At 46.7% G+C, this 14246-nt stretch carries 11 protein-coding genes; all 11 read left to right on the top strand.

Annotation, left to right across the window (positions count from 1 at the left end):
* Window positions 1-70: 70 nt before the first annotated feature.
* The 11 genes from ACNQGS_RS22705 to ACNQGS_RS22655 all read left to right on the top strand — a co-directional run bounded on the left by ACNQGS_RS22705 (window position 71) and on the right by ACNQGS_RS22655 (window position 14199).
* Entirely contained in the window at window positions 71-808 is a 738-nt protein-coding gene (locus ACNQGS_RS22705) for a hypothetical protein (RefSeq protein WP_491489324.1), read from the top strand.
* A gap of 4 nt (window positions 809-812) precedes the next feature.
* A complete protein-coding gene (locus ACNQGS_RS22700) occupies window positions 813-2117 on the top strand; it encodes a hypothetical protein (protein ID WP_491489323.1) in 1305 nt (434 codons plus the stop codon).
* 45 nt (window positions 2118-2162) lie between these two features.
* The gene (locus tag ACNQGS_RS22695; protein ID WP_491489322.1) at window positions 2163-2405 is read left to right on the top strand and encodes a hypothetical protein; all 243 of its coding nucleotides are present in this window, start codon (window positions 2163-2165) and stop codon (window positions 2403-2405) included.
* 26 nt (window positions 2406-2431) lie between these two features.
* Entirely contained in the window at window positions 2432-2737 is a 306-nt protein-coding gene (locus ACNQGS_RS22690; protein ID WP_491489321.1) for a WXG100 family type VII secretion target, read from the top strand.
* A 13-nt stretch (window positions 2738-2750) separates the two neighbouring features.
* Window positions 2751-3056, top strand: coding sequence for a WXG100 family type VII secretion target (locus ACNQGS_RS22685; RefSeq protein WP_491489320.1), 306 nt, complete (start codon window positions 2751-2753; stop codon window positions 3054-3056).
* Window positions 3057-3090: 34 nt separating this feature from the next.
* Window positions 3091-4365: an FHA domain-containing protein gene (locus tag ACNQGS_RS22680; RefSeq protein ID WP_491489319.1), complete on the top strand. Its 1275-nt coding sequence runs from the start codon at window positions 3091-3093 to the stop codon at window positions 4363-4365.
* 142 nt (window positions 4366-4507) lie between these two features.
* Window positions 4508-5278 carry a PP2C family protein-serine/threonine phosphatase gene (locus ACNQGS_RS22675; RefSeq protein ID WP_491489318.1) on the top strand — a complete coding sequence of 257 codons (771 nt, stop codon included), beginning with the start codon at window positions 4508-4510 and terminating at the stop codon, window positions 5276-5278.
* 15 nt (window positions 5279-5293) lie between these two features.
* On the top strand, window positions 5294-6982 hold the full coding sequence (locus ACNQGS_RS22670) for a serine/threonine protein kinase (protein ID WP_491489317.1): 1689 nt from the start codon (window positions 5294-5296) through the stop codon (window positions 6980-6982).
* A 12-nt stretch (window positions 6983-6994) separates the two neighbouring features.
* On the top strand, window positions 6995-7903 hold the full coding sequence (locus ACNQGS_RS22665) for a hypothetical protein (RefSeq protein ID WP_491489316.1): 909 nt from the start codon (window positions 6995-6997) through the stop codon (window positions 7901-7903).
* A gap of 221 nt (window positions 7904-8124) precedes the next feature.
* Entirely contained in the window at window positions 8125-13860 is a 5736-nt protein-coding gene (locus tag ACNQGS_RS22660; RefSeq protein WP_491489315.1) for an Ig-like domain repeat protein, read from the top strand.
* A 21-nt stretch (window positions 13861-13881) separates the two neighbouring features.
* Window positions 13882-14199 (top strand): hypothetical protein, encoded by a 318-nt coding sequence (locus ACNQGS_RS22655; RefSeq protein WP_491489314.1) that lies wholly within the window; start codon window positions 13882-13884, stop codon window positions 14197-14199.
* Window positions 14200-14246 lie beyond the last annotated feature (47 nt).

Below are 14246 nucleotides of genomic sequence, written 5' to 3'. Positions count from 1 at the left end.
AGCCCTAAATTTGAAAATTAGTCCATTTGGGTAGAAATAGATTAAACTAGCAAAGTTTGGAGAAGTGACCATGAAAAGAATCCTTTGCAGCCTTCTTTTAATCATTTTAGCACTGGGAGTGAGCGGGTGTATGAAGCAAGATTCAACTGAAAAAAAAGAAATCAAATCAAGTGAACAGGCAATGCTTAAGTATTTAAATGATACGTATGGACAGGAATTTACGAAGGTTGAGTATATTCCGGCGAAACGCGGTTTTAATGATAGTCTCAATAAAAATATTCTAATTGCTAAATCGGAGGACGGTGTTTTGGTCAATGTTCAAGAAACATTGGAGAGCAAGGGAGAGTTTTATGATAATTATCCCAATGCTTATGCCAGTAAACTGTTTGATGCAAAAATGGATTACCCGTCTATCAAAAACCTACGGGCAGCGAAAACCTATGCCAATCTGAATAATGAAGATCTTACAATCGAGGATATGCAAAAGAAGGAATTTACGTTTGCCCGGGGTGATGTTTACAGCTTGGACAGCATCATTTCCATTTCAGGTGAAGCTGACGATGAAGTGTTAAAGGAATTGTATCAAGTCTACCAAACTTTGCAGACATTTGATTCGGAAAATATTAGTTTCATAGTTGCTTTTTCCGGAGACGAAGCTAAATCGAAAAAATATGTGGAAAATTTCTATCTCTACGGAGTCCAAGATTGGGAGGAATTTGACAAATCTGTAAAACAGACGCTGACGGTTGTAGATAAAGGATTATCGTTTGAAGAGTTCAAGAGTCAGCTAAAGACAGTAGGAGGTTGAAAGCATGGCTGAACAAGTCTCTTTAGATCAGTTAAAAGATCGTCAAATCGCTGTGCTAAATAAGATTGCTTATACAGATATGCCAACAAAAAACTGGCATGCGGGAGATTCTCTTTATAAAAGGGTTCAGGCGGCCGACCCAAAGCTGGCAAAAGAGCTTAAAGCCGCTGGGCTGGATCATTTGGTGATCAAGGACTATACGAACCGAAATGATAAATCCGGCTTTTGTGCGATTGCCTATGTAGACCCGAAAACCGGGGCGACCGGCATGTCCTTCAGGGGAACGGAAGGAATGGATGACCTGCTCCACAATCCGAAGGATATGGCGGACAATACGATGACTGCCTCTATCGGTGTGTCCCCACAGTCGCTCGAGGCCATTGCTTTTTTTGAAAAAAATGAGGATAAGAGCGGGAACAATTATTTGTTCGGCCATTCCAAGGGCGGCGAGCTCGCTGCTGAAGTGTATGTGACCAACTATAACAATGTCAAAGAGGTCCACACGATTAATCCGCAGCCAATTAATCCTTACAAATTAAGCCCTGATCAGCTTGCGGCGCTGCAGCGCGATAAGTTTGACGCTATTGTGGTCAATGGTGACATTGTTGCCTGGCTAGGGACCACCTTGTATCCAGTCAGATATGTGAAGAACAATGGTTCACAGGATGGTTTTTTCGGTCCGCATGCCGTTGATGCCATGTACATTGACAAGGACGGGAACGCTGTTATTGAGAGAAATCCTTTTTCAGGCTATTTCGGCCAGGGAATTGCCGCATTGCTAGCCACGAAAATATTAGGCGGGGTTCAGCGCCATTTGATGCTGTACTCCTTTACCATCAACTTGATGGTAAGGGTCGGGAACTTTCTTGTTAATGATCTGCCGGATTTGGTCCATAAGTTCGTCGACCATGTGAAGAAGGCGATCGATCGGATTGTTGAATTTACCCATGAAGTGAAGAATGCCCTGAAGGAATTTGTTGGCGAAGTGGTCAATAGTGTTTCTTCCTGGTTTAAAAAGCATTTCAACTCCGGCTATAAATACGCGACGGCGCATCCACATATCGAGGTCGACACGTATAAACTGCGCAACTATGCCCAGCGTTTGGAAAGTATCAATAGAAGGTTAGGCCAGATTGACCGGAGAATGGACTCCCTTTATACCAAAGTGGGATTTTTGGATTTATGGAATCTGATTCAGGCTGATTTGTTCACGGGAGAAAGCTATAAATTGAGAAAATGTGCTGCCTACCTGGAGGATACGGCTGACGACTTTGAAACGGTAGAGCGGAAAATAATGGGCAGCCTGTAAGCTGGCTTTTTGGAATATAAATCGCTTGTAATGGGGGAAATGGTGATGGATGTACATGCACAGCAGGAGCTTTATTTAATTAAAAGAGAGCTTCAGCAGATTATAAACGAATTGGAAAGTATCGCTTCAGGAATCGGCGGGGGCTTTGAAGGAATTGGCCAAGAAAAATGCGCCTCAAGAATCTATCAAATTGCCGACCACTATCGCTACGTTTCTGGAAAGCTAAACAATATTGATACGTCGAAGGTGACCGAGTCATTTGCCAAAGCCCATGGCGGGGCGAGTTAATTTTTTATAAGGAAGGGGTTTGACCAATGGCTGACTTTATTAAAGTCGATACAGCCCGGGTGTCTGGGACTGCTAAAAACATTGCTAACTATAATAGTAGAATCAGAGATGACTTCTCGTCTGTGGAATCTGCGATGCGGGCATTAAACAATGCATGGGACGGAGCGGCCGCATCGAGGGCGATGAGTGCATTTCACGAAATCAAAAACGCCTTTCATGAGCCGCGTTATCAAGTGTTGCAAAATTATGTAACCTATTTGCATCAAACTGTCGACCCTGGTTACACTCAAACGGAAACCACAAATACGTCACTTAGCAAACAGTTTTTATAAGGAGGAAAATAGCTTGAGCTACCATATAAAAGTGAACCACAGTCAATTTGAAGCGGCTGCGGATGCGATTGACACTTACGTTTCCAGACACAATAAAAACATGTCCGCTGCCGGCAAAGAGGTAACCGTGCTTGCCGCGTCCTGGCAGGGCAAAGACGCAGCGAAATTCCAGCAGCAGTGGAACCGGGTGGATGACTCGGATTCTACCTCGAAAAATATGACCAAGGCGCTCGAACAGTACGCTGATTTTTTGCGTTTTGCCGCAAAAGAGTATAAAGATGCGCAGGCGAAGGCCGTCAACAAGGCGAACCGGCTGTAAAAGTAGATTTAGATTTTGATAGCAGGAGATAGTTATGGGAAAAACAACCGTTGAACAGCAGGCGAATAAATATATGGTCGTAAATAAGCTGATGGACCCCGAAGCAATCAATGAACGGGAGCTGAAGGCGATTGCTGCCGGGTTTGTAAGGTGCCTTTTGCCAGTAGTCACCGAGAAGACGAAAAAAGGCCTTGTCCTGAGGTGTCCAGTCGACGGGATGATGACGCTGCAATCCTACTTTAATGGGATTGTGACGAAGAAAATGTTCTTGGGGACAATGGCGAGGGTGGCGGAGGCTGTCAAGGTATGCGAGAAGAATTTGCTAAACGTCAGCAATCTGATGCTGAATTGGGAAACGATTTTTCTCGACCCGCGGACGAAAGAGGTCAAATGCATTTACTGGCCGATTGTCAACAACCAGAATTCCAGCGCGGCACCCGACTTTTTTCAAGATTTGCCGTTTCGAGTGGTATTTAATAAGCACGAAGACAATAGCTATATGTCGTCCTACCTGTCTTATTTCCGCAGCCACAGCCCTTTTTCGATTAATGGTTTTGAAAAATTATTGTTTGAACTGCTGGGAAAAACAGTCGATAACAAGGGGTATCTACCCTCCGGTTCGACGGGCAGTGTTGGCGAGGGTACCCGGGAGACCGTAAGGACCGGGGATATGGCAGGAAAGACAGGCGGCGGTGCGGCGGGCACGAAGGGGCGCCCTGCGAGCATTGCCTATAATCCGTTCGGTACTCAATATGATTTTTCAAAAAAATTTAAGACATGTCCGCGGTGCGGGGCTGACAGTTTGGCGGATGCCCGGTTTTGTTCGGCATGCGGAGTAGCTTTGACGGGACTGGCTGGGATATCGGAGAAGGCGGTCTCTGAGGAGGCTGTGGAAACCAGAGAGCCGGCTGCTGCGCTGCCTTCGGGGACGGAGCATTTCAGCGAAACGACGGTCTTGGGGGTTGAGGATGTTGGCGGTACGACGGTGCTCGGTGCCGATGTATATGATGAACCTAGTTTCCCCTATTTGGTAAGGGAAAAAACGCAGGAGGAGATTAGCGTCAACAAGCCTTCGTTTCGGATTGGCAAGGAGAGGAACTATTGCGACTATTTCATTTCCAACAATAACGCAATCAGCCGCAGCCATGCCGACATTATCACTAAGGGAGGCCGCTACTACATCATCGACAATAACTCTACCAACAAGACTTATGTCGATGGCCGGGTGATTCCGGTTATGAAGGAAATTGAAATCTTCTCGGGCACCAAATTGCGCCTCGCTAATGAGGAATTTACGTTTTTTATATAGACTGTTAGCGTCTACGGACAAAACAGGTTTAAAAAGCAGAGGAAGTGTCCGTGGGAGTGGGTTCTACGGACAAAACCGTTGGAAAAATCAGAGGAAATGTCCGAAGGCAAGGCACCGATTATTTAGGCAAGGAGTTTAGAGAATGGAAGTGTTATCCACGGCAGTTACAGATAAGGGGATTAAGAAACCGACGAATCAGGACAGCCTGCTTATAAAGGTTGCCGAAACATCGATGGGCGAGGTCGTTTTAGCTGTCATTTGCGATGGGATGGGCGGACTTTCCAAAGGGGAAGTGGCCAGTGCCAGTGTGATTCAAGCTTTTTCGGAATGGTTTGAAAGTGAACTTCCAGAACAGCTTGCCCGGAAAGATTGGGACAATATCCAGTATCGCTGGGAGCGGATCATTAAAGAGCAAAACCAACGGATTGCCGAATATGGGCGCAGCGTGAGAATCCAACTGGGGACGACGATTACAGCGCTGCTTCTCATCGATACCACGTTCATGCTGATTGGCCATGTCGGCGACTCGCGCGTCTATCGAATCGGGGAGAGGCAGCTTGAAATCCTGACAGAGGACCAGACGGTGGTCGCTAGAGACCTGAAGCGGGGTACGATTACGCCGGAGCAGGCTAAAACTGACCCTCGGCGAAATGTCCTCCTACAGTGCATCGGGGCATCAAAGCTGGTTGAGCCTGAATTTATCCATGGCCGCGCAACCCCTGGCGAAGTCTATATGCTTTGTTCCGACGGGTTCCGTCACATGCTTACCGAGGAGGAAATTTTTCGAGCATTCTCCCCTCAGGTATTGACGGACGAAGCGGTAATGGAAACACACGCAATCACTTTAGTGGAGCTTAATAAGCAAAGACAGGAAACAGACAATATCACTGTGCTGCTTGTAAAAATTCAGTAGGGATGGGGATTTCACGTGGCAGCAATTGGATCCGTTATAGATGGAAAATATGAAATACTGAAGCAGATCGGCCAAGGCGGGATGTCCAAGGTGTACCTGGCCATGGACAAACGCCTCAACAAGCAGTGGGCCGTGAAAGAGATTGAAAAAAGAGGCAGGGACAAAAACAACGAGGTCATTATCCAGAGTGCCATCGCCGAAGCGAACATGATTAAACGCCTCGACCACCCTTCATTGCCTCGGATTGTCGACATCATCGACAACGGCAAAGTTATTTTTGTCATCATGGATTATATCGAAGGGGAGCCTCTGAGCAAGATTATGGAGGAGTATGGCGCCCAGCCCCAGGATCTAGTGATTGAATGGGCGAAGCAGCTTTGTGAGGTGCTCGATTATTTACATACCTGCAATCCGCCGATTATTTATCGGGATATGAAGCCGGCGAACGTGATGCTGAAGCCGGATGGCAATCTGAAGCTAATTGACTTTGGGATTGCCCGTGAGTACAAGGAGCAGAATCTTGCAGATACAGTCAGCTTAGGAACGAAGGGTTACGCGGCTCCGGAGCAGTTCGGCGGGAAGGGTCAGACCGACCCACGGACCGATGTTTACTGTTTGGGCGTGACGCTCTATCATCTGGTGACCGGGCACAACCCATCCGAGCCTCCTTATGAGCTTTACCCCATCCGCCAATGGAACCCGTCGTTGTCGGGCGGTTTGGAACGGATTATTGAAAAATGCACCCAGCTGAATCCGGATGATCGTTATCAATCGTGTGCCGAACTGATGTATGCGCTGAACCATTACGAAGAGGCTGATGACCTTTATCGCTCCAAGCAAAAAAAGAAGCTGCGCGGTTTTTATGCGCTGGCGGGGGCTGCTGTGTTGAGCCTGGGCATTGGCATTCTTGGACAGGTGATGAACATTCAAACGAATAATGCCGATTACAATAAAACGGTTCAGATGGCGGAAAAAGCTGCCACCGATCAGGCCAAAATTGATTATTTTTTAAAAGCGATTGATATTAAGCCGGTTGAAACGAAGGCCTATTTGGGATTGCTCGGCGCATTTAAAGGGGATGCCGCTTTTTCAGTCGAGGAGGAGGAGCAGTTTAAGAAAAAAATCAACTCCCACCTTATCGAGTTTCGCGACAATCCAGAGTATCCTGACCTCGCTTTTGAAGTCGGTAAGATGTATTGGTATTACTACGACTATGGAAAGAGTGAAAATAGCGACAACCAGATTACGAGAATGAAAAGCTCCATCCAATGGTTCGAGGATGCCGTCCAGTACGGCTCGAAAAAAAGCGATTATTACGAGATGGCCTTGATTTACCGCGATATCGGCCAGTTTAATCAGAATATCACTCTCCATATTGAAGAGGCATCCGACAAAGGCAAATACAAGCCGTATTGGGAAAACATCAAGGGGCTGATAAAAATGGTTGATAAAAGCCCTGATGAGAGTGAAATTGTTAAACTCGAACTCTATAAATTGACGATGTATTCGATAGAAACTTATGCCAGGAAGTTTAAATTGGATGGCGTGAAGGAAAGCGACCTTCGTGCAGTGACAGAGGCCGTCAAGCAGAGCACCAAGGATGTCGAGGTCACCGCTGAGAAGACGGAAACCATTAAAAAGGATGTTGTCGACCGCTTTGCCCTCACCGAAAAAGCCGTTGATAACGCCTTTCGGAAGGAATAGGGGGTGACGAGCATGGGAGCAACAGCTTGGCAGATCATTTCCATCGTTGGATATTCCCTCGCCGCCGTATTGTTCATTGTGACCGTGTTTTTATTTTTCAAAATGAACATTTTGGCCATCATCGGCGATTTGTCTGGTCGGACCGCCGCCCGACAGATTGAGGAAATCCGCGAACGAAACAAAATGACGGGCAGCAAGCGCCACCAGCCAGATGCCTTTAATCTCGACCGCGGGTCGCTGACCGAGCCAGTCGGGGTTCGCAGGATGTGGACGGGGCGGACTGGAAATACGGGAAATACGGTCATGAACGGGAACACGTCTGGGGCCGGGAAACTGGCCGGAGCTACAGCAAGACCGGGGGATACTGTTGGAAGAACTGGGAATATGGGGAATGCGGCATATTCTGTTGTGAACACAGGGAACATGGCTGACACAGCTGCCCCGGGATTTACTGGTACTAGAGGGAATACGGTAAGTACAGGGGACGAGTTTAATACTATAAACACGGGTTTTACTGGAAAAGTAGATGCTAGAGCTTTCGAGAGCGGCTCCTCTGAGGCAACCGAAGTGCTGGCGAATGACGGGACTGAGGTGCTTTACCAGGCTGATGAACACCTATCAGAAGGTAGGGCTGTCCTTTTAAATGAAATCGAGGTCCTTCTTGAGAGCAGTACGGAGGTGCTGTACGAAAGTACAGAGGCATTTGCGCCTGGGGTAGTGTTGCTGGATTCAGGAACCGAAGTATTGGATTCGGGGACCGAAGTCTTGGAAAGCGGCACGGAGGTTTTAATAGAAACAAATGAAACAACCGTATTAAACCCTGCCGTTGAATTGGAAGATGAAGAAGATGCCCCAATTGCAAAGATAGAATTTAGGATAATTAGAGATATCAAGATTACCCATACGGATGAAGTGATCTAGAAAGATTCATAGGACCACAACCCGTACGAAGGGGAGCTCAAATGGTCTTATAAAAGGTTCATAGGACCAAAACCCGTGTGAAAAAACGGTTAAGTGGTCTTATAAAAGGTTCATAAGACCAAAAACCATATGAGAAAGCGGTTAAGTAGTCTTATGAACCACCGGAAAGGGTATCCAATAGGTATTTTAGTAAAATTGTATTTTTCTAAGGGAGGAGAACAATGTTTACCAAGAGGAAATCAAGGGCGACACGCATTCTGACGGTCATCCTTGCCATTTTGCTGGTCGCCTATAACATACCAGCCAGCGCCATCATGCCAGTGTTTGCAGAAACAACAACAAACACAACAGACTTTGGAACTGATCAAACTTCAGCAACAGTCGGGGCAACGACGGAATCAGGGGAGGCAACCACCTCACAGACCGATCCAAGTGGAACAACGACTTCAGGAGGGACAACCGAAACGGGAACGCCAACCGAATCCCAGAGCCCAACCGATCAGCCTGAAATAGCTACCTATAAAGTCTCAGTTAAGGTCGAGTCCGGATCTGGTAAAGTAATCGTTCATGAGCAGGAATTTAAGAAGGAGCCAGTTGAGGTACCAGCAAACGAAGATATATCAGTCGATATCGTCCCGGACGACAATTACGAAATTGAGTCTGTCTCCATTGGTGATACAACCCAAACGGTGTCAGATAAGCAGAAATTTACAGGCACAATCCCATCGATTTCTGCAGATACGACCGTAACTGTCAAATTTGTGTTAAAAACATACACCGTCACCTTCCAATACAATGCACTTGAAGGGACGGTAAAGGACGACGCAAACAAAACCATTAGCTCTCTCGGCGGAACGATTAACGTCCAGCATGGCAATGATTCCTTTTTCACGGTAACTCCGTTAACAGGTTTTCATGTCGAAAGCATCAATGTCGATGGCGACAACAAAGACCTGACAAAAGATGTGACGCCAATCCAGCCAGACAGCTATAAGTACACCTTCACAAATGTCACAGCTAATCACGACGTAAAGGTCGAGTTTGCCATTAACACCTACGCCGTTACGGCTAGTGTCAGCGGTGGCAACGGAGATGTGAAGCTGGATAAATCCACCGTCGATTATGACGGCGCAGCAACAGCCACGATGACACCAAACCAGGACTACCGGGTAGCTTCCATTAAGGTAAACGGAACGGCTGTGGATCTCGCCGCTGATGCGAATTTTACAGAAAATGAGGACGGGACTTATTCTTACACGGTTAAAAACATTAAAGAGCCAATTTCAATCGAAGTAACCTTTGAGAAAATCCCGACACTAGACGGAACTTGGTCGCAATTCGTTTCGATTACACCAACCTCCGGTGAATTACTCGACTCGTATAAAGAAGGCGGCAAAGAAATCCGCGTCTATTCCAAGGATGCTGTGGTGAAGGTTGCACTAATTGGAAGTTACAACCTTATCAATCTGCAAACCTCCGCGAGCTCCAGCAAAAAGTGGCAAACGGAGTACACCTTCAATAAATCCACTTCAATTAAAGACATGAAGGTGAAGATTGCAGGCACGAAAAAGAGCGAGCAAACGGTTAACTTGGATGGCGATATCCTGCTGGTATTCGATAACCAAGGTCCAGCCGTCAAAGAGCCTGCACTGGATGGAAAAAACAAAACCACCATCAATAACGTGACATGGTTCAGTGACACCGTGACCGTTTCCGGCGAAATCGATAACGGAACTCAAAGCTTTGACGGCGTCGCCTACTCTACTTCTATTGAAAAAGTTTTTTACAGCAATGCTGCGGATGCAGCGGCTGCTCCAAGCGAGGCAGCATTCGATGCAAAAACCAACCGCTACACCTTTGGCCCAGTTGAAAAAGGCCAATACAAAGTTTGGGCTGTTGACAAGGCGGGTAACCAATCCCCCGAAAAACTAATTAATATTAACATTGACCAGACGAACCCGACACTAGCTGATGGAAAATCTGTAAAAGTGGAACAAATCAACGACGATACATGGTCCCAGGTTTTAAACATCCTTACATTTGGAATGTTTTTTAATAAAGGAATTCAGGTAACAGTGAAAGCCATGGATGGAGAATCTGGCGTTCAGAAGATTACGTTGTATGCAAAATCAACTAATTCAACTGATAAAAAGGTTGTTCCATTAGTTTCCGACACCTTCAGCAAAGATACTCGGACAGCAGAGGCCGTGTTCGTCCTTGATGACGAAAGTTTCGAAGGGACATTTGCGGTTGAGGTAACCGACAATGTCAATAACAAACAAACCTATGATGTCAACAAAGATAACATTGAACCTGAAGGCAACGGATTATTCATGATTGACCGGAAGGCGCCGTCTGCGGCCTTAACAGTTGACTCAAACAAAACACCATATGTTGTAGACGATACTGACTTCTACAGCGGAGATGTGAAATTGAACGTCAAAGCCGAGGACCAGGAATCCGGCGTCAACAAGGTGACGATTAACTTAAACGACAAGAAATATAAAGAATATGATTTTTCGCAAGAAAAGCAGGCCAGTCCTTCGATTGATGCTATTGACACAAGCACATTAGACAAGGAAAACCGCTTATACGATTTTTCTGTCACGGTAAAGGATAATGCCGGAAATACAAGTGATGCAGCACAGAAGAAGATTTATATCGATGAAAACGCACCAGTGCTTGCAGACGGAGAGGCAGTCACTTTTGCTGTCATCAACGACAGCACGATTGCCAAGGTGTTAAACTACCTTAGCTTTGGAACATTTTTTAATAAAAAAATTGAAGTGACTGTGAAGGTTAAGGATGACGCTTCCGGAATCAAGGACTTAAAACTAAATGCTGTTCCAGAGAACGCGGGCGAAGAGGCACCGGCGTTAACACGGGAAAGCTTTGAAAAACAAGGCCTGACCGCTGAAGCCACCTACACGCTGGATGTGGACCGCTTCAAGGGAACGTTCCAAGTCGAAGTCACGGACAATGTGAACAACAAGAATCAGACTCCTTATCTGGTGAACTCAAGCAATTCGAACATCAAGGCCAAGGATAGCGGTGTTGTGATGATTGAAAAAACAGCACCTGCTGCAGCTATCAATATTACCGCTAAAGACGGCGTTTCATCCTATGTGGCTGATGATACAAAAGAGTTTTACAACGGCGAAGTCACGTACGATGTTGATGTACAGGATGCCGATTCCGGTGTCAATACGGTCAAAATCAACGTGAACGACCAGCCTGTTGATGAGTATTTTTACCATGAAGAGTCGACGGTCCAGCATCGCCCAGATTTGGCGGCGACGGATACCGGCGATTCCAGGATTACCAGAAATGAAGATGGTTCCTACCAAATTGCTGTTGAAACAGTTGATAACGCAGGAAATGCGGCACAGGTTGAAAAAACTATTTTCATAGACCAATCGAGCCCGATGATTACCGATTTTCATTTTTCGACAGATGACCGTCAGGAGGACGCAACCGAGAGTCTTCAGGAAGCAGTTGAACTCACGGAATATGGCTTCTTTTTCAAAAAGCCGATTCGGGTGACGGTGAAAGCCGAGGACCCAGTGATTGGCTTTGAAGCGACAAGTGAAGTTCAATCGATGGTGATTTATCTGCAAGATTATGAGAATGGCAAATTCTATGCGGTGCTTGCGGATGGTTCGCTGCAGGAAATCACGTCAACAGCCGTTGACAGCATTGCTGCTGTTCCGACATCAGGTGAATTCAGCTTTAATGTCCCGGCGGCATTTAAAGGACAGATTTTTGCTAAAGCGACGGATCATGTCAATAACACAAGTGCTTTTGCCACACCGGACGGCACGGTCATTGAGGATGAAGCTCAGCACGCCAAAGAGGCACATATTACGCTTGAAAAAGCAGAAACATCCTATCGTGACAATCAGGGTCTCGAGCTTTACCCGAATAACGTGGATGTGAAGCTAACCGTGACTGACACTTACTCAGGCTTGAATGAGGTAGAATGGTCGGTGGTAGCACCTTATGATACGGCGAATAACCAAGGCGGACGCCTGCAGATTAATAATGACGGCTCGTTTGCGGATGGCAGCAATCCAGACGGCTGGCAGGTAGCGAAGACTGATAAAAACCTCGTTACCGAGATGACTAAAACGATTGCGGTCAGCAACAATAGCAACGCCATTGTGGTCAAGGCGAAGGTGACAGACCGGGCTGGCAACACGTCAGAAAAAGAGCTGACGTTCAGCATTGACAAGACCGCGCCGCAGATTAAAGTGACCTATGACAATAATTCGCCGGATCAGGATTATCCTAATTTTTACAAAGCGGACCGGACGGCAACCGTTGTGGTGACGGAGCGGAACTTTAATCCAAAAGATGTCGAACATTTGATTACAAATACAGATGGGGCTGTACCTTCGTTGGTTGGCTGGAGTACCGCTTATAATACGGCCGACCCGGATAAAACAACACATACAGCAACAGTGAAATTCAGCGCGGATGGCGATTATACCTTTGATATCAAGTATAAGGATAATGCCGGAAATGCGGCACCAGCAGTGCCGCAGCAGAAGTTTACGATTGATAAAACCATTCCTGTTATAAAAGTTTCCTATAATAATGGCTCGGCGACCAACGGCAACTATTATCGCGCCAGCCGGACAGCAACGATCTCGATTACCGAGCATAACTTTGATGCCGGGCGCGTAAGGGTGATAGGTACGGCCAGCGATAATGGGGCAGCCGCGGCATTCCCGAAAGTGAGCGGCTGGAGTTCGAAGGGTGACGTCCACACAGCGACGATTCAATATGCTGCGGATGGCAAGTACAGCTTTGATATCGATTTTACCGATAAGGCTGGGAATATTGCGGCCGATTATAAGGCAGAGGAGTTCATCGTTGACCAAACGGCACCTGAACTGACCATTTCCGGCGTTCAGGATCAGTCGGCCAATAACGGCGACGTGATTCCGGTGATAACTTATTCCGATACGAACTTTAATCAGAAGGCAGTAAGCACTAAGCTGACAGGGGCTAACCGCGGACCAGTGACGCTCGACGGCATTTATGCCGACGGCCCGAACGGTCAGGTGTTTACGTTTAAAAACTTCGAGAAGAAAAAGGAAGTCGATGACCTTTATACGTTAACGGCAACGCTTGTGGACTTTGCCGGAAATGAAACCTCCAAGACGATTCGTTTCTCTGTGAACCGCTTTGGTTCGGTTTATGTGTTCGATGATGCGCTGAAGGCGATTGACGGAAAATATGTGCAGATGGAAACGGATGTCATTGTGACCGAGACGAACGTTGACAGCCTGAAAGCTGATACGATTCAAGTCAAAATGACGAAGAACGGTACGCCTTCGGACTTGGCGGAGGGTAAGGATTATACCGTCACTGAAACCGGCGGCGCCGGGCAGTGGAGCCAGTACAAGTATGTGGTGAAAAAATCGCTATTTACTGGCGATGGCAAATATACCGTTGCGCTTTATTCCGAAGATGCAGCAGGAAACATCAATGAAAATATCGATGAGAAGAAGCAGGCTGAAATCTCCTTTGGTATCGACAAGACCGCACCGGTGATTGTGCCGATTGATATTGAGAGCGGGGAGCAATATCCTGTTGATGTTAAAAAGGTAACGGTTTCGGTGAAGGATAACCTTGTTCTCGAGGGTGCCGAGATCTATTTAAACGGTAAAAAAGTGGAGCACAAGGCGGAAGGTGAAAACTATACGTTTGACATCCAAAGCTTAAACTCCAAGCAGAATGTGAAGATTATTGCGGTGGATGCAGCCGGGAACGAGCTAAGTAAAAAGGTCAATGGCATTCTCGTTTCCACCAACCCGATTGTCCGCTGGTATAACAATAAGACCTTGTTTATGGGATCGATTGGCGGTGTCGGCAGCCTGGCAGCTGTAATTACAGCACTAGTCCTTGTTCGGAAGAGGAAAACTTATGGAACCGAGACTATTGAAAAGTAATGAGAGGAGGAAGACGTAATCATGCTTAAAGATACATCACTTCTCGTTTTGATCATTGCGGCCGCCGGATTGGTTGTGAATATTATTACGTTGATCGTAGTCATTGGGGTTTTAAAGAGGTTTAAAAAGGAGGCGGTGATGTTGGATGCGGGGCAAGCCGCTGCAGTGGAGGTCTCGGTGCAAAAAGAAAAGCCGGCTGGCGGGCAGTCAAAGCCTGCCGCTGCTGCTGGTGCAGGAGTAGTCTTTTGCCGTAACTGCGGGAGCCCATTCGACTCTAACAACGCTGCCTGTCCACAATGCAACACACCGCGCGGCTACAGAAAAGAAGAAGGGACCTGATTCCTTATTTGAGGTCATATGTTTAGAGGCTTGCCGTTTTGGCAAGC

The sequence above is a fragment of the Neobacillus sp. PVCKKU3 genome, from assembly GCF_058323225.1.
The sequence above is the reverse complement of the archived record's forward strand: the minus strand, read 5'-3'. Positions and strand labels throughout refer to the sequence as shown.